Below are 19357 nucleotides of genomic sequence, written 5' to 3'. Positions count from 1 at the left end.
CTATTCTAAAGATGACTTGGTTATGGTCAACCAGCTTTTAGATCATTTAGAACCTCTAAAAAGAGATGGCTTAATTTCAACCTGGTACTGCACCGAATTGATTGCAGGAGGTGAATGGGATAAGGATATTCAGCAGAATTTTGATGAATCTGATATAATTTGTTTTATGATCAGTCCAAATTTAATGAGAACTGATTATGTATTTAATTACGAAATTAAAAATGCAATTGATCGCGGAAAGAAAGATGAAGATTTTAAAATAGTTCCTATAATTTTGAGTTACTGCAGTTGGATAACCAAGGATTATAATTTGGGGAACTACACTGCCCTGCCTTATACTGCTAAACCTGTTTCAGATTTCAATGATAAAGACATGGCATGGTATATCGTTACAGAGTGCATTAAAATATTAATTAAATCAACAAAACAGCCAAATGGTGATAATTGGTATGGAGGGAAGCTGCCTAAAGATGTCCGTAAAATATATGAACGCATAGTACAAAATAAGGTTGATAACAACTCATAATTACATTAACTGGAAGTTAAATCTGATTATTTTTTTGTTCTTTACAGGTTACTGTTACTTAAAAGGGTGTAAAAGTTTATTAGCAGTCTTGTTAAAATAGATTATAAATTAAAGGCGAAATCATTTTTAACTTCTTCTAGAACAAGGGAACGCTGGACATTCGATATTCCTTGGATTACTGATAGTTTATCAATATTAAACTTTTGATATGAGATGTTTCAGGGGCGGAGGTATAAGTATAAGTCCTTTTCCTTCGGCTGCGGATTGTTCTCAAAATATCGTTTTATTTCTTCATGATTCATAGGCAAAATTACTTAAAAAAAACAGAACAGCGCAAGGGCATGAAAGATGAAAATACCCTTAAAGGGCGCCTTCATCTGCAAAAGAGTAATAGGTATCGGGTGTTACGATCAGGTGGTCGAGCAGCGGAATATCCAGCAGTTTTCCCGCTTCTCTATTTTTCGGGTCATATTTCTGTCGGCCTCGGAAGGGACTGTTTTTCCTGATGGATGGTTGTGGGTGATGATGATCCCGACGGCGGCAGCTTTCAGGGCTGCCGCGAAAAGCAGGCGCATATCCACCACAGTTCCTGAGATGCCTCCTGAGGAAACTTCGTAGATTCCCAGAACCCTGTTGGACTGGCTGAGCAGCAGCACTTTGAACTGCTCAAAGAATTCTATTTTTCCGGGATCCCAGCTGTCGAGCAGTATTCGGTAAGCATCTCTGGAAGAAGTGATACACGGTCTTTCAGTGCTTTTTACTCTGGTTTTATAGATCAGTTCGATTTCTGATACTTTCTGCCAGTCTGTGTTTTGATGTTGATTTTTCATAATTGCTGTAGTTTTAAGATTAATTACAGCACCGCTGAGCGGGCAGGGACGAGCGAACGCAGAAAGCAACGCAATAAAGCAGGAGCGCAGCCCTGCATTTATGGGGGAATTTTTTGCGGAGAACCGAAGGACGTGCCCGAACTTTGTGGTGAAATTGACTTAACATTCCATAATAGCCCCTAAGTCGGGACTGCCCCGTGCACCTTAAAGTGTCTGCGCGCAAAAAAAATACCGCAGTGTAAAATCTGCGGTATCAATAGTAAAATGGGTTAAGCGGAAGCAGTCTGCTTTTTGTGCTTTTTCAACCACCCGGCAATCTCAGACAGGTTTTTATTAATAATCCTCATAATCCGATTGTGGTGTTTGGAGGTTTTATTTCTATGCCCCCTGCATTGGATAATTTCCATTCTCGAAAGGGAGATTTCAATGGTTTCCACAGGTCTGTTTTCAATCTGCGCTGACAGTATCAGGGAATCTTTCTTTTTATAATACTCGTTGGTAAATACGCAGTGGTGGAGCGTGTCGCCCTCTTGGAGAAAATCCTGCACACTGTCAAGGACTTTTATCGTAAGGTCATTATCGGTAAAAGAAAGTCCGAAGAATTGTTTTTTATTCTTTTTGTAAATCGGCTCTGCTTTCTGTATTTCAGCACGCATCTGCGCAAGATGCTTTCTGCGCTGTATGTCCCTTTTTTTGGCAACAAGCCTGTCATGCGCCTGGTCTAAATTTTCAGGGCAGACAAGCGCAGGGGAGCTTAGGTCTTTTTTAAACCATCGGAGCAGGGCAATATAATCCTCCCAAATTTTTATGTCCTGAATCTGATAACGCTGTTTAAGGCAGGTTTTTACTGCCTGCCAGTTTTCACGCAGATGCTGTTCATGGGAGGTGAGGTAATGCTTGAGCAGAGAGGTCTGCGAACTTTTTAAAAGGGTTTCTGCTATGGGGTCTTTTAAAAGAGCAGTGAAAAGTATCTGCGGTGCAATGCCGTGTACGGAAGTTTTAAAACCGTTTCTTTTCAAATGCGGAATCACTTTCATGTGCGGATAAACCTTATAGGGATTGATGCGGTATTTTGGCGAGTACTGAAAATCCTTTGGACGGATTTCCAAAGGGGAATAGTACTGCCATGCATCATAGGCATTGGAAAAAACATTGGTGCTTCTTGAGATGGTGCGTACTTCCCCTTTTGGATTTATCCAATGTTGCATGACTTCGGTATGGGAATAGGCGGGAAGAACATTTTTTTTCATGTTCTTGTGCGAGCAGATGATACGCACCACCTGATACCCAGAGCAGGTATCGGTGAGGGCGAAATATTCGATTTCCCTGAAATACACCTGATTGTCCTGATGCATTTTAAGTTTCCCCTGACAGGCGGTGCAGTTAATGTAATTTTTGCAGGACTGGCTTTGGCTGTCAGGCTTCCACGAATGGGTGCATTCCAGACAATGGAATTTTCCCCTTGAGAGCACCGCCCATTTCAGGAAAATATTTTTTTCCGCCCATCGGTGCATCTGAGATGTGATTGGGGCTAGGGTGGTGCTTAAGGCGCTGATTTCTTTTTCTATAACTGTTTTGGGTATCATAAGTCAAAGAGTGTTAGGGTTTGCACAGGCTTCACGGGTTGCACTATTTCTATTTTTTGAACTGTGCTTTGAGATACTGCGGGCGCATCCGAGAATAAATCAGGCTTTACAGGCGGGCTTACTGCAACTCTGCATTGTGCAGGGGCAGGCGTTCCAATCGTGTCGTCTGTGTAGTACTTCACAGCCATGTCAAAGATTTCCTGATTGTCAAAGGCGCATTCCCCTGTTTTTTTGACCTCGCCAAAGATGTAGTGAAAACAGCTTTCGAGGTTTTTGTTTTCTTTTTTATATTCCACTGAAAAAACGGCATCGTTCTGCGCTTTTTCGCTCAGGTAGCTTTCTACGGCGTTTTTGAATTTATCTGATGCTTTCATAAAGGAAGATTTTAAGATTGAAAAAGGGTTATTCAAAACTGTTTCTGTAGATGTCAAAACAGTATTCTTCAAAGCAGAGCCAGCATACAAAGGTGTAATGGGGCAGGCGGTGGCGGTTTTTGACAAATTCCCCAAGGGAATCTTCAATTTCATATCGGATATTTTCCAAATCATCCAAATGCTGGATATAGAATTTCCTGCAGTCCGAGTTGTAGACAAACTCTGAAATCATCCCGCAGACGCATCCGTTTTTCTGCAGGTCTTCCAAGAAAGATTTTAATTGCTCTTTTTTTGTCCCGCCATAAGATTCCATATTAGAGAGGACTATTTTTTTGAACTGGGCGGATACGGGATATTCTATGTAAACTGATTTTTCAAAGGCTTTCATGGCGTATAAATTTTGATGTGAAACGGTATAGATTCCAATTAGAAAGGCAGGTCGTCAGGGGTGTCTTGATCCGTATTTTTATTTTGAACTGCGGGAACTTCAGCACTGTTTTCTGTTTTCGGGAACACCAGTATTTTAATATTACTGGTGTGAAAGGTCAGCGAACCGAGCGCTTTGCCCTCGGCATTATTGTAGACATTCAGACCTATACGCCCGAAGAGTTCAACCACAGTGCCTTTTTTAAGCCACTGCGCCATTTTGGAACCCATCCAATAGGAGCAGTCGATGTAGGTTACTATCTTTTTAAGCTCCTCAGAGCCTTTTGGTCTGTAGCTGTCGTTTATGGCAATGGAGAAATTTACCACCTCCCTGTCATTTGAAACTTTCGCCGTTACGGCATCTTTTGTAATTCGTCCTGAGATTTCCATGATGTAAAATTTTAAGTGAGTATTTTTTCTGTCTTTTCTCAAGTCCCGCATGAAATTTTTCAAAGAAAAAACGGGAAAAAAGAAAGCACAAAATCAAGCGCCCGAAAAAGGATCCGGAGTGCTATAAGTCCCGAAGGGCGGCAAGGCCGTTATGCGCATGCAGGAGCCTGCGGGTGCTATTTTCGCGGCTCTTTTAATCCGTTTTTATTGAAAATTTCCTTATCAATCTTTACAGCAGTCAGAAGTCATATTTCAGATGCCTGTTTAGGAAAGGCATTGAAATATTTTGTAATTTCAGGTAACAAAAAAGCACTGCAATGGTAAAGCAATATGATCTTGACCGTTTTTTAGAGGCACAAAGGGAAACGTATAACAACGCACTGCACGAGATCAGGCAGGGCAGCAAACAGACCCACTGGATGTGGTTTATTTTTCCTCAGTTAAGAGGACTGGGATTTACGGATTATAATATCTTTTATGGCATTGAAAACCTCAAGGAAGCCGAGCAGTATCTCAATCATCCTGTATTGGGAAATCGTCTGGTGGAAATTACCCAGGCAATGCTTAAAATCGAAAATAAAACGGCACTAGAAATTCTGGGCATGCCAGATGAAAGAAAACTCAAATCCTGCATGACCCTGTTCGGACTGCTGGCTGATTCGCCCGAATGTTTCAGGCAGGTGCTTGACAAATATTACAATGGAGAGCAGGACGAAAAGACACTGCAGCTTATAAAAGAATCCGGCAGCTAAAAACATTTTTCTACGCTCTGCTCAAGAAAAACATCTAAAGACAATATGCTATTTTTCTTTTTTCAGAACCAGCGATGAAAGTACCGGATTTTTAATTATCCTTTCCATTTCGCTGTGGATTATTTCCTGAATCTCAATTTTAATCTGTAGATAGTTTTTCTGGACCATAACATTATCAATGGTCCGAATGACCGGAATCTCTTTGTAAGCAGCTGTTTCTTTTTTAATTTTTTCGTGGTCGTTGATGATATCGCAGTGAAAGGTTTTAAGCTCAATTCTGCAGTCCGGGTTATCGGCTGTCATGCCCACGAATTCCCCCGAACTCAGCGAAGAAATCTTCGAAGGCGGCACTGCGGATTCGAGCTGTCGGGAACGACTGATGGAGATGTCGCTGCTGTTTATAGAGAGGCTTTCGCGGTCCTGCATTATTTTTCCGAAACGCTCTGAGAGCTGTTTTGCCGTATCCCCGCTGACTTGTCCGCTGATGATATTTCCGACTATATTAATGATCACATCAGCCTGCTCGCGGCCGTAGTCTTTGCGAAGCTGGCTGAAGTCCTGAATCCCCAGACAGGTGCTCACTCTGTTGCTTCTTGCAGTTGCAATCAGACTGTCTATATTGTTGAGATAGATAGTGGGGAACTCGTCAAAAACAAGACTGCTTTTGAGCTTTCCCTTCTGGTTTACCTGTTTGATAAGACGGCTGACAAAAAGTGAAAGCACGGCACCATAAGTCTGTATTTTTTGCGGATTGTTTCCCATTGAAACAATTTTCGGATCGGATGGATTATTAATATCAAGTGTGAAATCACTGCCCGACAGCACATAATAAAGCTGAGGGGAGGAGAGTTTCGCCAGTGAGATTTTAGCGGAAGCTATCTGCCCCTCCAGCTGGTCGACTGCCTCATTCAGGAACGCACTGACAAAGGGATTGATAAGCACTTCGATCTCTTTTTCGGTTCTCAGAATCGTGAAAAGGCTCTCGTAATCGGTTTGGATCATTTCAATGACATGGGGCAGGGTGCAGAACTCGCCATCGTTGTATTTTCGCAGGTACCAGATAACTGCCGTCAGGAAATTTATGGGGGATTCCACAAAGAAATCGCCCTGTTTTTTAATCCACTCCCGGTTGAGTCCCATAAGGATTGTGCGGGCAGATTCCGCGGCATCGGTAATGTCTGTCATTGCCGCAGGATCAAGGGGATTACAACGGTGGGTTCTGGAGAGGTCATCAAAATTTATGATGTAAAATTTGGGCTCCACGGCATAAAGATGACGGAATTTCAGCCAGGCATTATAGGCGATAACGGTTAGGTCGTCGAATTTGAAATCATAGATGAACATAGAAAAGCCCTTGGCAATATGCTGGGTGATTATATGGCGGATCACAAAGTATGATTTTCCCGAACCCGGCGTTCCTGGAACCAGAATGCCCCGGAAGGGATTTATAATGTTAATCCAGCTGCTGCGCACTTTGTCTTTGAGGTGATAACGGGCAGGAAGGTTAACGGAATATTCGTTTTCAATAAGCCTTTCCTCCTGAGGGAAAGTTTCATTTTCCTTATTAAAAATATCTGCTGAACTAAGCTTTCTGTGGATAATGCGGGAGAGCAGGGTGCCCCCGGAAAGCGTCATTAAATAACCCAAAGAACACAGTGAGATATATAGTACGGAGCAGACCTCAGCATTTGCAAATATTACAAAAGCCAGGTAGGAACCAAAGTAAAGCAGGAGGCCCATTGAGATATAATAAAAAGCAGTTCTAAAATGGAGTTTTTCATCTTTTCTTCCTCTGGCGCCCATAAGGGAAATAACCAAGAGTCCAAGTGCAAAGAGCTTTGATTTATGGAAGCTGTCCAGAAGTCCCGTACGATGAATATTCTCCAGTATCCTGCAGGCAAAATCCGGAGCGAGATTCCAATACCTGAAGGAATCGAAGCAGTAATAATAAAAATGGATGAGCAGCACTGCGATGCTCATCAGTCTAGTCATATCTAAAATTTTTCTAAGCGCCTGTTCATTTTCTCCTGTCTGCATGCTGTTGATTTTTATGTGTTAATTATTATCTGACTGTCCTTTTCTTCTTCTTTTTTTCCGCTTGTTTTTAAGCTCTTTGGGAACGTAATCTGACGGCGTTCCAGCGTAAAGCACATTATCAATTATCCGCTGCACTTCCCCTGCGGAAATAAAGGAGCCCTGGTTCTGAGCGGTACCATCAGGAACTGTATACTGCTTTTCAGAATGGGACGAGTGGCCCAGACGCTGCAGGAGCCCTTTGGCTGCATATTCAGGTCCGAGACTGCTTCCGTTGAAAACGCATCTGGTGTTATGATCTATGTAGGTCATGCCGTATATCAGCCCCTGTTCATTCTTTCTGACAACTGCTGTAATCCCCTGGTTCGCCAGCCGCGTCTCAAGCTGCGAGAGCGTAATTGAATGGTGTTTTAACAGCAATAGATCAATGGCATTTCGTGTTCTTTTCATGTTTATCATACGAGAAGTTTTGGAGGCTGCAAAATTAATTTCAAGCCGGGAAAGGGTAGGCTTGGAATAAAAACTGCTGGCTTTTATAGGAACCCCGACAGTCTTTTTATTCTCATCCAGAATCTGGTAGATTAGCCCTTTATTCTGAAACATTTTTGAATTTTCCTTTCCCCTTTCAGCCTTCACGTTATACAGGTTCAATACTGCGTTCAGCTCACCCAGCGTTGTGTATTTGTAGTGCGGAATAACTGCATTGAGTACACTGCCGATGGCTCTCTTGGAATCTATTGCCCCATATTTTATTTTTTCCGCATCAATGGCATTAATAAGCGCCTGACTCTGTTTTTTTCTCGAGTCCGCCCGAACCAGATTAAAAGAAATCTCCAATTCTTTGCGAGCCGTTTCGGACTGGTTTCTTCCAATATTGTGCATGTTAATCCTGGATCCGTCTGCCCTCACATTTATGGCCGCGATATGCAGGTGTGGATGTCCCGCATCGTGGTGCTGGTAGACCAGATAAGGCTGTGCGCCGAATCCAATTTTCTCCATATAAGAAGAGGCAATCTGCATGAGTTTTTCTTTTGATAAATCCTTGTCTGAACGGTCAAAATTCAGCGAGATGTGCACTGCGCTTCGCTTGACATTTTCATTGAGCTGGAGCTGCTTTAGAAATATGCTGAGCTTAAAAGATTCTGACATTTTTTCAATATCTATGGGATAATTTCCCTCGCCGATGCACATAGCTGCACCCCGGGAAACTTTATTCTCATTATACATTAGGATGCCTCTTATCGAGTGTCCTGTGTTTATGACTGCAACCATTTGTGGGCGAGATTTTCAATGTGTTTTTTTATTTCTTCAACCAGGGAAAAATATTTATTCCTGTCGGAATCAAAAGATAGAATCCAGACTCTTAAATCGGAAATTTCAGAAATTGTATGGAGTTTTTTAACGCTCTGATTGAAATTATTTCCCATGAAATTCAGCTGTGTTCTGAGCTGGATAAGCTCCTGCAGCAGCTTATCCAGCGACTCGTTTCTATATCTCATTACAATGGGTTTTCTGAGCAGATTTCTGCGCACGAAATCACTTCGTTTGCGGCAGACTGAAGCTTTAAAATTTCTGTCTATCTGCTCGAATTCTTCTTTGGTCAGCCGGATGTGCAGCCATCTGTTTCTGCTACTGTTTTTCTCTTCCATGATCTTTTCTTTTTCATTGTTTCAATTTCATTCAATCTTAAAGTTTCACTGCCAGCGAGTTCCGAGCAGAGGGGCAGCAAGATTTTTGGTTGTGATACAACCAGACATCTTGCTGACTGCCAAAAACCACAGTCCGAAAGCTTCTAAAAGACTTTTTTCAGCTTTAGCAATCAGCTAAGAAGCAGCTGTCATCCCTATTAAAAATTAAAGGAAATCCATTTCAGAATCTGCTTTAAAAATCTAAAATGCACCAATTGAACAGGTTCTAGGGATTTACCTGAGGCTAAATTAGAAAAGGCCTCTAAGTCCTGCAATCCTCCCCAAATTTTGAGTAGGGTAAAAAGGGATGATACTTTATAATTTTACAGTGAGCGAAGTATTAATTTTAAATGGTAAATTATGATTACAGCAAATGATGCAGCCAGGGTTTTTGATACGGTGCTGAGTATCCCTGGCATGAATGAGCCTGTGAAAATGGATTTGAAAATTTCACGAAAAAATGTGCTGCTTTTAAGCCATTTGATACAGGACGGGCTGAAGATAAGAGAAGGATCTTCGGTACTATTGGAGAGCATAAGCGAGCAGGGAAGGACAGAACTGGAGAGTCTCTCTCAAGAGTGCCTGCAAAAAGCAGGGCTTATAGAGCTGCACGAAAAACTTGCCGGAATCAGCGCCTCGATAAAAGGCTGATTTCAAAAACAATTACAATGATTTAATGCCTGCGCGATTCTTACAAAGTGCAGGCATTTATTTTTTATGCCAGCTAAAATGTAAAACTGCTTGATTTTCAAAGTTTTTGGCTTGATTTTTAAAGTATCTATAGGAATTATCTCGTTTAAATTTGTAATGCATAATAAAAAGCTTCACATCTAAGAAGTAAGCTTAATACAAAATATTTGAGATATGAATTCAAGTGGCCCCATAAAGAAGAATATTGTTTTAACCATATCCTATCTGTATATCTTATTGTTTGTTTATGCGGCAATAAGCAAGCTGCTTGATTTTGAAAGTTTTAAAGTGCAGATTGGGCAGTCTCCCATGCTTAGCATATATGCAGACTGGATTTCTCCTGCAGTAATCGTCATAGAACTTCTTATCGCTCTGATGCTTTTGAACCGACGGACAAAAATGACAGCGTTATTCTTTTCTCTGGGATTAATGACGATGTTTACGGCATATATTTTTATACTGCTCCATTACAGTTCTTTTGTGCCTTGTTCCTGTGGCGGCGTGCTGGAGAAAATGAGCTGGAATACACATCTTATATTTAATATAGCCTTTGTTTCGCTTGCTGCATTGGCTATTATATTAAACGCCAAACCGGCGGATAGCAATGCTGCCGGAAAAAGAAATCGCACAACCATTAAAGCAATTCTTGGAACTATTGTGGGATGTATTCTTACGGTAGTGATTTTGTTTCTTTCATCAGAAAAAGTAATGTACTATGATAACCCATTTATTAGACGCTACCCGCAGCATCCTGCTGAATTTAGAAAGAAAATAAATCTGGGGTACAATTCATTTTACATAGCTGGTGAATCAGACGGCAGAATATATCTGGCAAATTATGATTACCCTTCGTACATACAGTCTTATAGTGCATTGCTTATTGACAAAAAAGAAGAAAAAATATTAATGGACCCAAAGAAAATTCCATTTAAGATGATAACGACAAAAATCCAAGGCCCTTTTTTCTATCTCGCTGACGGCAGCGTTCCGATCGTTTTAAGAGGGGATTTAAAAAAGTGGAAAGTAGACAGAGAATTGAAGGGGAGCCCATACTTTACAATTGCGCAGCCAATTGATTCTAGCAGTATCGCAGTCAGATCCAACAGCTCAAAAAATATGCAGAATATGCTTGGGATTTTTGACCAACATACTGTTCCAAAAGCTAAGTTTAACAGAGCCTTGCTTCACAAGCAGGTGGACGGCGTATTTGATACTGACGGTATACTGCTTTATTCTGAATTAAGCGGGAAAATTGTCTACGTACATCGTTACCGCAACGAATTTATTATTGCTGATAAAAAGGGCAGTCTTATTCGCCGTGGCCATAGTATCGACACCATATCTAAAGTAAAAATGAAGGTGTCCAAATTAAAGGAGGGGAAAAGTTATGCAATGGCCACACCATCTTATGTGGTAAATGAAAATGCTGCAATGTCAGGAAATCTACTGTTTGTAAATTCAAAAGTGAAGGGCAGATACGAAAGTGACAAACTTTGGGAAACCTGCTTTATTATTGATGTTTATGATATAGAGCGGAATAGCTATCTGCTGAGTTTTCCAGTTTTTCATACTGCTTCAAAACAGCTTCGTTCAATAATGGTAAATGGGAAGTATCTATATGCCGTAATTGGAACTGATCTAGTGGTTTACGAGTTAAAGAGCAAGCAGATTAAAAAATATAAGTCAAAGAATTAAAAATATACTGATCAGTATCAGGAATGAAGATCGAACACCTGTAGAAAAAAGTAGATCCTATATAAATTAAAAATTAGAAATCATGAAAAAGTTATTTTTGAAAAACATGATTCCAGCAGCAGTTATTGCTTTGGCGCTAGGAGGTGCGTTTGCGACTACTTCCATGCAGAGTGCTCCAAAAGAAGAAGCCTTCAAATGGGGATATTTTCCTAATGCAGCTGCAGGCTGCAGCAATGTAAGAATCGCATGTGATGAGGCTCCGAGTCCATATCTTTGCCGTGTGGACGACAACAGTCCTATCGCATACGATTTGGACACAAACTGCGTGCAGCCGCTGTACAAACAAAATCCGTAATATGGATTTAGAATCTGCATTTTTAAATGGCAATGCAGTTCCATTTTGGAACTGCATTGTTTTTAATTTCTTCCATTATTTAAGCTTTGGGTGATCCAGTCACTTTTTGTATTTTCTTTTAAAAAGTGGTCAAACCATTGCAGTGTCCTTAAGGCCAGGTCTTTCTGTTTTTCTGAATTTATAAGACCATGGCCCTCATCAGGATATAAAAGCATTAGGCTTTTTCTACCTGCACGACGAAGCGCAAGATAAAATTCCATGCTCTGGTGAGTATCCACCTGATAATCATTTTTACCGCTCCAGAGAAGCACTGGGGTCTGCACATTCTGTACAAAATTGATAGGCGAATTATCGTAATACGCTTTGGGTATTTCATAAGGCGTGCCGCCCATATTCCATTCTTCATTATGGAACCGCCACATATCCGGTCTGCCATTGCCTTTATTTATAGTATAATAGAAGGAGACCAGATCTGTAATGGCGCCGCTTGCTATAGCCGCCGCAAATAAATCAGTCTGTGTTATTATGAACGAAGATTCATAACCGCCGAAAGAATGTCCCATTAGTCCGACATGTTTTTCATCTGCGACATTTAATTCTATAACTTTTTTAACCGCACTAATCACACAGTCGGTTGCAGCAATTCCTGGATTTTGAAATTCGAGACTGATATCAGGCTGCAATACAAAATAGCCTTCAGATGTAAATACAGACGGATTAAATCCACCTTCCAAATAATAAGTTGGATTTTGGTACTGATGAAGTTCATATGACTTGCGCTCATAGATATTCACAATCATCGGATATTTTTTTAGAGCATTATATTCTGCGGGGTAATATAATACTCCTTTTAATTTTATTCCTTTGGAATTTTGATATTCAATAAGCTCCGACCTGCCCCAAAAATATTTGTCCTGCTGTGGATTGCTTTTAAAAAAGTATTGGGGAAGTGAGGAATTATTTATGAACGCCAATCTAGGAGACATATCAAATTTCTGCTCCCTAAAGAAAATGTTTTTCTTTGTGTCGCTGTAAATAATCTGGTCGCACAAAGCATCTTTGTAAATAATAGAACTTTCTCCATATTTTTTATTCCATCTGTAGAATCCGGTCTTTTGATTGTCTCCTTTAGCACTCATAATCAAATCCTTATCAAGGTTAAAGGAGTCTAGCATCTGTCCTTCAAATAAATGATTAAAACGAGGCTTATCATATGATTTTGCTATTCTAAATATTATGTCCGATTCCCTTCCTCTGGTAAGCCTCTTAAAAGAACCTCCTTCAGGACTTACTGCCCAGACATCAAACTGGTCATACAGTAGTATTTCAGTATCATTTTTGGTCCACCCTGGACTGCCACAGACGGATTCAGGAACCAGAGACCGCTCTTTAGCTGTGAACTTAATGCCAATTTCAGCGGTGATATTTTTATGAATGCCAGTGCTAAAATTATAAGTCCACCAGTGTCCATCATTAAAATAAGTAAAGTACTTACCTGCTGGTGATGCATTAAAATAATGAGGTTCAGGTGTGATGTTCTTAAGGAATAATTTTTTCTCAAAGTTCTGCAGATCTATTACGTAAAAATCTCTTGGTGCTGTGTACTCGAACTGAGGTTCATAATCTGCTGGATTTGATAAAACAGCATATCGCATATCACCGCTTAAAATTAGATCAGGAAGATCAGATGATGTGATATATACAACTTTATTTATGACCGGTGTCCAGACTGCAACTCTTCCTTTTTTTAATCTGCCTGCATTCTGCTGCTGAATGTGCGTTCTTTTATCAGCTGAACCCCATATCTCAACATTTTTTGATTCGTTTTTGTCTGATTGAGGATTAAAAGAAACAGTAGAGAAAAACACCCGCTGCAAATCGTCCGATATTATAATTGGACTTTCTGAGTCAAATGCTGTATCTGCATTAATAATAGAATTGCTTTCAGGCATGAATTTAAAGTCATGCAGTTTTTTTTCAGATGCAATAAAATGATAAATAACTTGCGGATGCTGCGGATCATTTCCTTCCGTAAAAGCTACTGAGAGTCCATTTTTCTGCCAGCTGAGGTTGGAGAAAGGAAGAATCCCCTCAGCAACTTGAGATGTTTCGTCTTTCTGCAGGCTGACAATTGAAAGGGAACTTTTGTGTTCTGAAAATGTGCTGTATACCAGTAAACCCTTTTCTTTATTGAGTGAGAACTGGTCAATATTGCTGATTTCCCTATTACTGCCAGTTTTTAATGATCGAATTGTAAGTGTGCGGTTTTTATTTTCGCAGGAAGTTAGAAAAACCAGCTTGTCGTTTTTTTCATAGTAGCTAAAATTACTTATTCCTTTAATGATTTCTTTTTTTCCATTTGAAAGGTCAAGTATAATCAGATCTTTTCCAGTCTGGCAGAAAAACAGCCAGTTAGAAGAGAAACCGCCGTTTTTGGCAGCAGGAAAACTGAAGGTTTTAAGGCTGGCGACATTTCGCACAAACAAAGTATCGTTGCCATTTTTGTATCTCATTCTAAAACTTGCCCATTTCTGGTTTGGCGATATTTTATCAAGTACTACATCACCCCATTGCGCATATGAATTAGGCTTCAGGTTCTTTTTTTGCACCACCTGTCCCCATAAGGGACAGGATACTAACGGCAAAATAAAAAATAAAACTAAAAAAGGTAAAAACAATGCCCTAAAGGCACATAATCTTCGATAAAAATATGTTGTAATCATAAGTCTTGTAATTAGTATCCCGGATTCTGCGGTTTTAGATTAGGATTTGCATTAATTTCTGCCTCGGGAATGGGGAAAACCTGATCAGAGGAATTCCAGCCGGCCTTTATATTTCCGAGATCGCTGTTAAGCTTTCCATTTCTTTTAAGATCAAAAAAGCGGTGGCCGTACTCTGTGAAAAGTTCATGTCTTCTTTCTTCAAGAATGGCATCAAGTATTTCGCTCTGTGTCACTGCTTGAGTATCTGGCAGGCCAGCTCTTTTTCTGATTTTATTCAGGTCTTCTTTTGCTCCGATAAGATCCCCCTGCATAGCCCTTGCTTCAGATCGTATTAAAAACTGTTCGGAAAGCCGTAGCATAACTGTGTACTCCTTTGAAACTGATGTGTCAAAATTCTCCTTGTATTTATAGGGATGATACCATGTTCCCGATGCATCTTTAACTTCTTTTATCCAATGGGTTCGACGAAGATCAGAAGCCGTAAATGAGTTGTACAGCATACTGCTCAGCCATACAAACTGCGGAGGGCCCGCGGTAAATATAAAATAAGCGCCGTCAGCGGCGTTTTTGCCAGCGGTACCGGAATGAAGCTGCCATAATGTTTCTTTAGAGTTTAAGAGAAATGCAGAGTTTATATTTTCAACGGCGTAAAGGCTCTGGTTATTTATCACCGCTGATGTTGCATTTGAGGCTTCAGGAAATTTCCCGCTAAAGAGATAGATTCTGGACAGAAGCGCCTTTGCAGCATACTTATTTGGACGAACGCGAGGTGCAGCTATATAGGATTCAGGAAGCAGATCTACGGCAGTTTCCAGATCAGAGATAATTTTTGAATACATCTGTTCAGGAGCCATTTTTGAAATTTTACTATTTGTTTTGTAATCCGTACCCGAAACATACGGCACGCTTCCAAAAATGTTCAATAAATAAAAGTGCTCCAGAGAACGAATAAAAAGTGCTTCACCGGTCAGCTGGTCTCTTTGGGCCTGCGTCAGCGACGAATTGTGTTCACAACCGCTGATAATTGAATTGGCCGCATAAATCTGATTATAAGCAGAATTCCAATAGTCCGCAACTATAGTATTGGTATCAAGGAGTGCATTAGCATAAAAGCTGAAACTTGGATTTGACACACTCTCATTGCTTATCATCTCATCGGTATAGCAGGAAAGATGATTCGAAATTCCAATGCCATCACCGGTGAGCATTCCCCTGTCTCTTATTTTTGAATAAATATCGGTAAGAGCCGCTTCAGCAGTGCTGTAATTTTCAAAAACAGAATCTGTGGTTAATTGTGATTTTGGCAGGTCTACTTCCACAAAAGAATCGCAGGAAACAGCGATAAACAGAATCATAGAAATTAAAAATCGGGATGTAAATAAAAATTTTGTTTTCATAACCGGATATTAAAAAGTTAATTGAATTCCTGCCGTAATTACTTTTAGCGGAGGCAGGTAGCCATAGGTTGTAAATTCAGGATCTCCGTCATCATATCTGGTAAAAGTCAGCAGATTCTGTCCCTGAAGCATTATCGTGCATTGCGTATCATTTAGGCTCAAAGGGAGTTTATATGAAAGGGCAATGTTTTTAAGTCTTATAAAGGAGGCGTCGGTAATAGAGGCAGTGCTTTGATTGAACTGGCTGTTTGCAGTTACTGCTGCACTATTAAATCCTGCTGTATAGATCTGATATGGAGCAGTATCTCCCTGCGAAAACCAGCTTTCCAAAAGCCTGACATGCTTGTTTGACATTGTTCCAGCTGACGACATTGAATAGGCTTTGCTGTCCTTACTGACAAACTGGAAGAGAAAATCCAGCGATACACCTTTATAAGCCAGCCTATTTTGAAGACCGCCGTAAAATTTTGGATTCAAATCCACAATTATCTGCTTATCCTCAGCAGCTGTCAAAAGTCCATCCTTATTGAGGTCTTCAAACTGATAGATTCCCGTCTGCGGGTTTACTCCGTTGAATTTGTATAAGAGCTGTATATTAAGTGGCTGTCCGACCCTGTACTGCTGGCTGTAGGTTGAACTTGCAAGATTAGGAAAAGAAAGGAGCTTATTTTTAGCAAGAGTGAAATTAAGACTGGTGGTCCAGTTAAAATTTCCGCTATTAAAATTGACGGTTCTCAATGTAAATTCAATTCCCCTGTTTTGCACGACCGCATTCAGATTGGCCTGCATGGATGAAAAGCCAGTTGTTCCCGGAAGCGGAATACCGACCAGCTGATTGGAAGACTTGTTCTGATACCATTCCACGGTTGTGAAAATGCGGTCTTTAAAGAAACCTACTTCAAGTGCCGCTTCCAGTTTTTTATTTGTCTCCCATCCAAAATCGGAATTAAAGAGCCTTGTCGGTGAAAGGCCGGAAATTCCGTTATATAGTACTCCATTGACTGAATAAGTGTCGAAAAACTGATAATCGCCAATCTGATCATTTCCCGTGGTACCGTAACTGCCTCGTATTTTTCCAAAACTAAGCCACCTCGAATTCTGGAGAAATTTTTCGTTAGAAAACAGCCACGCAAATCCCAATGCCCCGAAATTCGCAAACTGGTTGCCTGGTCCAAATCTGCTTGAACCGTCGCGTCTAGCGGTAAGGTTTGCGATATATTTCTGTTGATAATTAAAGTTAATTCGTCCAAAGAAAGCCTGATATTTATACAGTGTTTCCTCATCCAGCAGTACCCTTACCGTTTTCGCTGCTGCTAAGTTGTATATAAGGCTGTTGGAAGTGAAGCCTGATCCAAAATTGGATATTTTTGTACCGCGCTGGCTTTGAAAAGTAGAACCAACAAGTACATCAATTTTAGCATTCTTCAGCTGCTTAATCCAGTTTATCTGCGGTTCTACAATCCAAGAAGATCTATTTACATCATTCGTGAAAATAGAAGATTGTGAAGGTCCGACATTAAATGCGGGATTATATATAGTGGATGGAACAATTCTAGTTTCGGTATTGTCAAGATAAGTGAATCCGAAGTTTCCTTTGACTGAAAGCTCTCCTGTTAGAGCATAAGAAAGAACAGCATTTCCTGTAAGATCATTAACAGCAGATTCTGCTTTTGTGTTTAGATTTCTAAGCGGGTTCTGCCAAGTATTGTTTTCCCAGTTAAGATTTCCGTCCGGAGTATAAAGGGCGGGAGCATTTGGAGGAAGATTTCTGGCATCGCTTGTAAAATCGTAAGAAGGCAGGTTGTTATCTTGTGAATTAAATCCCGCAGAGAAGTTAAGTGAAAACTTTTCATCTTCGGATTTGTGGTTCAAACTAAAATTGCTTCCGCCCTTTTTATATCGAAACTGACCGGGAAAAACGGTTGTTTCTGTATGATAAGAGCCATTTAATAGAAATTGGGTATTGTTTGAACCTCCTGACACTGATGCCTGCAGATCATTGATCAATGAAGTGCCCCCTATAAGTTCTTTCTGCCAGTCAGTATAACGATTCTGATCCCAAATGCCGTTAATGTCGTAATCTGTAGCACCGTATGAAGTTCTGCCATCATTTATAAAGGCCTGCCTGCGGACAGCCAAGTACTGTTCGGTATTCATAAGGTTAAGAAATTTAGTTACCCTGCCAGTTCCTGTGGAAGCAGAAACATTAAATTTTGTTTTTCCTGCTTTTCCTTTTCTGGTGGTAATCAATACCACACCATTTGCTCCTCTTGAACCGTATATAGATGTTGCATCAGCATCCTTGAGCACTTCAATGCTTTCGATTGCATCAGGATTAATGCTGTTGATAGGGCTCACCAATGTAGGAAATGTGGTTCCCGTATAAAAAGAGCCAATAGGATCTGAAGAGATTGGCACACCGTCAATAATATAAAGCGGTGAATTGGCTTCAGATCTAAGGCTGTTTTGTCCCCGTATTTTTATATCAAAACCTCCGCCAGGCACGCCTGTAGTCTGTGTGATACTTACTCCTGCCATACGGCCCTGCATTGTGGCCAGCACATTAGTCACGGGCTGGGTTTCAAAATCTTTCGAGGTAATTCGGGCAATGCTCCCTGTTCGGTCACTTTCTTTTACGGAATAATAACCAGCATTCACCCGAACCTCCTGCAGCGTGGTTGTATCGTAGAGAAGTTTGACGTCAACAATTTTTCGTCCATTGACAGGAATATAAGAAGTTTTAAACCCTATAAAAGATACAATTAAAGTATCGGATGGTGATGCCGTAATTGAATACTGTCCACTATAATCAGAAATTGCTGTGGAATTCACTTTATTCTTAATGGCTATCGTTACACCCGGCAGAGGACCCGATCCGTCAGTTACTGTTCCGTTGACCTGAAATTGTTGAGGTGTAAATTTGAAATGCCGTTTTGAGCTGGCGGCATGAGTTGACGAAAAAGCTAAGGTAATGCCCATAAAAATTAGGCAATAAAGAGCTCTTCCATCCTTGTAAAATGAAAAATAATTCATAATATTGGGATTGGTTAGTTAAATATGGATTTGATTAGCTACGGTCCTCTACGATAGTTTGGTCGCTGCAGTAGAGGGCCTTTTTTATGTATTAAGTAAACGGCTTAATAGGCATAAGGGAGATTTTTAATACACAGGCAATGAATTATTTAATATGTTCGACTTTTTGGAAGCGAAACTTAAAGAAAATCATGAAGTGAGCGCTAAGAATAGTAAGAGAGTTTTGAGCAAAAAAAAAGGCGCAGAACTCAGCTTATCGTTTCAGAGGCATTGGCATACCCAACCACAAATAAGTGAGCCCACGCCCATAGGTCGTGAGCATCTTACTTATCATCTCGTGGTTGTAAAAACGCCAATTTTCTGAAACGAGATTCAAAGCGAATGCTTCAATATTGTCTTGAAGAATCGCAAATATATTAATTCATTTTCAATTGAATTGTTACAAATATATGAAAAAAAATATTTATGGTGATATATCACCATAAATATTTTTAATAAAATTCAAATATTGTTCTTTCAAATTTAAGTAATATGGCTAAGGAAGAACTATTGAAGGCTTATAAAAAAGCCTTTGGCGAAAATTTAAAAAAGCTTAGAGCGGAAAAAATAAAAACACTCAGTGGAGTGGATAGTACAACTAAGTTCGACTCAAGTAATTATCATAAATATGAAATAGGTACTGGAAATCCAACTCTAGAGACTTTGGTAAGCATAGCAACGGGTCTTGGTATTCATCCAAAGGAACTACTGGATTTTGATTTCGATTTAAAAAGAATAGATATTCATAAATAAAATAACTGTCATTACATTTATTTTCAACCAGTAATTAATATATGTTAGTTTTTACATCTGAAGAAA

The 19357-nt window shown here is 40.1% G+C and carries 16 protein-coding genes and 1 pseudogene; 6 read left to right on the top strand and 11 right to left on the bottom strand.

The window, feature by feature from the left end:
- Window positions 1–526 (top strand): TIR domain-containing protein (locus JO950_RS17085; RefSeq protein ID WP_202703722.1); only part of this gene is annotated, 526 nt, incomplete at its 5' end.
- A gap of 360 nt (window positions 527–886) precedes the next feature.
- Here JO950_RS17085 and JO950_RS17080 read toward each other — a convergent pair.
- The 5 genes and pseudogenes from JO950_RS17080 to JO950_RS17060 all read right to left on the bottom strand — a co-directional run bounded on the left by JO950_RS17080 (window position 887) and on the right by JO950_RS17060 (window position 4183).
- Window positions 887–1356: pseudogene (locus JO950_RS17080) on the bottom strand (RadC family protein).
- Window positions 1357–1625: 269 nt separating this feature from the next.
- On the bottom strand, window positions 1626–2942 hold the full coding sequence (locus tag JO950_RS17075; RefSeq protein ID WP_202703721.1) for a PcfJ domain-containing protein: 1317 nt from the start codon (window positions 2940–2942) through the stop codon (window positions 1626–1628).
- Window positions 2939–3316 (bottom strand): Cas9 inhibitor AcrIIA9 family protein, encoded by a 378-nt coding sequence (locus tag JO950_RS17070; RefSeq protein WP_202703720.1) that lies wholly within the window; start codon window positions 3314–3316, stop codon window positions 2939–2941. Before JO950_RS17070 ends, JO950_RS17075 begins: the two co-directional genes overlap by 4 nt.
- A 28-nt stretch (window positions 3317–3344) precedes the next feature.
- On the bottom strand, window positions 3345–3704 hold the full coding sequence (locus JO950_RS17065) for a hypothetical protein (protein WP_202703719.1): 360 nt from the start codon (window positions 3702–3704) through the stop codon (window positions 3345–3347).
- Between the two features lie 38 nt (window positions 3705–3742).
- Window positions 3743–4183 (bottom strand): single-stranded DNA-binding protein, encoded by a 441-nt coding sequence (locus JO950_RS17060; RefSeq protein ID WP_237732376.1) that lies wholly within the window; start codon window positions 4181–4183, stop codon window positions 3743–3745.
- A gap of 266 nt (window positions 4184–4449) precedes the next feature.
- Between JO950_RS17060 and JO950_RS17055 the strand changes: the two genes are divergently transcribed.
- On the top strand, window positions 4450–4884 hold the full coding sequence (locus JO950_RS17055; RefSeq protein ID WP_202703718.1) for a DUF1810 domain-containing protein: 435 nt from the start codon (window positions 4450–4452) through the stop codon (window positions 4882–4884).
- A gap of 48 nt (window positions 4885–4932) precedes the next feature.
- Here the strand turns inward: JO950_RS17055 and mobC are convergent, their stop codons facing one another.
- The 3 genes from mobC to JO950_RS17040 are packed head-to-tail and all read right to left on the bottom strand — an operon-like array spanning window position 4933 to window position 8567.
- Complete coding sequence (mobC, locus tag JO950_RS17050) at window positions 4933–6921, bottom strand: conjugal transfer protein MobC (RefSeq protein ID WP_202703717.1); 1989 nt, start codon at window positions 6919–6921, stop codon at window positions 4933–4935.
- An 18-nt stretch (window positions 6922–6939) separates the two neighbouring features.
- A complete protein-coding gene (locus tag JO950_RS17045) occupies window positions 6940–8190 on the bottom strand; it encodes a relaxase/mobilization nuclease domain-containing protein (RefSeq protein ID WP_202703716.1) in 1251 nt (416 codons plus the stop codon).
- Window positions 8175–8567 (bottom strand): plasmid mobilization relaxosome protein MobC, encoded by a 393-nt coding sequence (locus tag JO950_RS17040; RefSeq protein WP_202703715.1) that lies wholly within the window; start codon window positions 8565–8567, stop codon window positions 8175–8177. Before JO950_RS17040 ends, JO950_RS17045 begins: the two co-directional genes overlap by 16 nt.
- 399 nt (window positions 8568–8966) lie before the next feature.
- Here JO950_RS17040 and JO950_RS17035 point away from each other — a divergent pair, with 399 nt between their 5' ends.
- The 3 genes from JO950_RS17035 to JO950_RS17025 all read left to right on the top strand — a co-directional run bounded on the left by JO950_RS17035 (window position 8967) and on the right by JO950_RS17025 (window position 11346).
- Window positions 8967–9257 (top strand): hypothetical protein, encoded by a 291-nt coding sequence (locus tag JO950_RS17035; protein ID WP_042565367.1) that lies wholly within the window; start codon window positions 8967–8969, stop codon window positions 9255–9257.
- Between the two features lie 213 nt (window positions 9258–9470).
- Window positions 9471–10991 carry a MauE/DoxX family redox-associated membrane protein gene (locus tag JO950_RS17030; RefSeq protein ID WP_202703714.1) on the top strand — a complete coding sequence of 507 codons (1521 nt, stop codon included), beginning with the start codon at window positions 9471–9473 and terminating at the stop codon, window positions 10989–10991.
- Between the two features lie 82 nt (window positions 10992–11073).
- Window positions 11074–11346 carry a DUF6520 family protein gene (locus JO950_RS17025; protein ID WP_255567866.1) on the top strand — a complete coding sequence of 91 codons (273 nt, stop codon included), beginning with the start codon at window positions 11074–11076 and terminating at the stop codon, window positions 11344–11346.
- Window positions 11347–11408: 62 nt separating this feature from the next.
- On the opposite strand, the gene JO950_RS17020 is transcribed toward JO950_RS17025, so the two are convergent.
- The 3 genes from JO950_RS17020 to JO950_RS17010 are packed head-to-tail and all read right to left on the bottom strand — an operon-like array spanning window position 11409 to window position 18499.
- Window positions 11409–14024 carry a S9 family peptidase gene (locus JO950_RS17020; protein ID WP_202703712.1) on the bottom strand — a complete coding sequence of 872 codons (2616 nt, stop codon included), beginning with the start codon at window positions 14022–14024 and terminating at the stop codon, window positions 11409–11411.
- A gap of 56 nt (window positions 14025–14080) precedes the next feature.
- The gene (locus JO950_RS17015; RefSeq protein ID WP_202703711.1) at window positions 14081–15466 is read right to left on the bottom strand and encodes a RagB/SusD family nutrient uptake outer membrane protein; all 1386 of its coding nucleotides are present in this window, start codon (window positions 15464–15466) and stop codon (window positions 14081–14083) included.
- A 9-nt stretch (window positions 15467–15475) separates the two neighbouring features.
- Window positions 15476–18499 (bottom strand): SusC/RagA family TonB-linked outer membrane protein, encoded by a 3024-nt coding sequence (locus JO950_RS17010; protein ID WP_202703710.1) that lies wholly within the window; start codon window positions 18497–18499, stop codon window positions 15476–15478.
- A 531-nt stretch (window positions 18500–19030) separates the two neighbouring features.
- On the opposite strand from JO950_RS17010, the gene JO950_RS17005 reads away from it, so the two are divergent.
- Entirely contained in the window at window positions 19031–19291 is a 261-nt protein-coding gene (locus tag JO950_RS17005) for a helix-turn-helix domain-containing protein (protein ID WP_129056636.1), read from the top strand.
- The last annotated feature ends 66 nt before the right edge of the window (window positions 19292–19357 follow it).

The sequence above is a fragment of the Flavobacterium sp. UGB4466 genome, assembly GCF_903469665.1.
In the GTDB taxonomy this organism is placed as follows: Bacteria; Bacteroidota; Bacteroidia; order Flavobacteriales; family Flavobacteriaceae; genus Flavobacterium; species Flavobacterium lipolyticum.
Note: the sequence above shows the minus strand (reverse complement) of the source record. Positions and strands in the feature narration are given on the sequence as shown.

Coding starts and splice junctions, on each gene's coding strand:
- JO950_RS17010 (WP_202703710.1), bottom strand. CDS start 18,499: ATGAATTATTTTTCATTTTACAAGGATGGAAGAGCTCTTTATTGCCTA.
- JO950_RS17055 (WP_202703718.1), top strand. CDS start 4,450: ATGGTAAAGCAATATGATCTTGACCGTTTTTTAGAGGCACAAAGGGAA.
- JO950_RS17035 (WP_042565367.1), top strand. CDS start 8,967: ATGATTACAGCAAATGATGCAGCCAGGGTTTTTGATACGGTGCTGAGT.
- JO950_RS17060 (WP_237732376.1), bottom strand. CDS start 4,183: ATGCGGGACTTGAGAAAAGACAGAAAAAATACTCACTTAAAATTTTAC.
- mobC (WP_202703717.1), bottom strand. CDS start 6,921: ATGCAGACAGGAGAAAATGAACAGGCGCTTAGAAAAATTTTAGATATG.
- JO950_RS17040 (WP_202703715.1), bottom strand. CDS start 8,567: ATGGAAGAGAAAAACAGTAGCAGAAACAGATGGCTGCACATCCGGCTG.
- JO950_RS17005 (WP_129056636.1), top strand. CDS start 19,031: ATGGCTAAGGAAGAACTATTGAAGGCTTATAAAAAAGCCTTTGGCGAA.
- JO950_RS17015 (WP_202703711.1), bottom strand. CDS start 15,466: ATGAAAACAAAATTTTTATTTACATCCCGATTTTTAATTTCTATGATT.
- JO950_RS17045 (WP_202703716.1), bottom strand. CDS start 8,190: ATGGTTGCAGTCATAAACACAGGACACTCGATAAGAGGCATCCTAATG.
- JO950_RS17025 (WP_255567866.1), top strand. CDS start 11,074: ATGAAAAAGTTATTTTTGAAAAACATGATTCCAGCAGCAGTTATTGCT.
- JO950_RS17065 (WP_202703719.1), bottom strand. CDS start 3,704: ATGAAAGCCTTTGAAAAATCAGTTTACATAGAATATCCCGTATCCGCC.
- JO950_RS17070 (WP_202703720.1), bottom strand. CDS start 3,316: ATGAAAGCATCAGATAAATTCAAAAACGCCGTAGAAAGCTACCTGAGC.
- JO950_RS17075 (WP_202703721.1), bottom strand. CDS start 2,942: ATGATACCCAAAACAGTTATAGAAAAAGAAATCAGCGCCTTAAGCACC.
- JO950_RS17030 (WP_202703714.1), top strand. CDS start 9,471: ATGAATTCAAGTGGCCCCATAAAGAAGAATATTGTTTTAACCATATCC.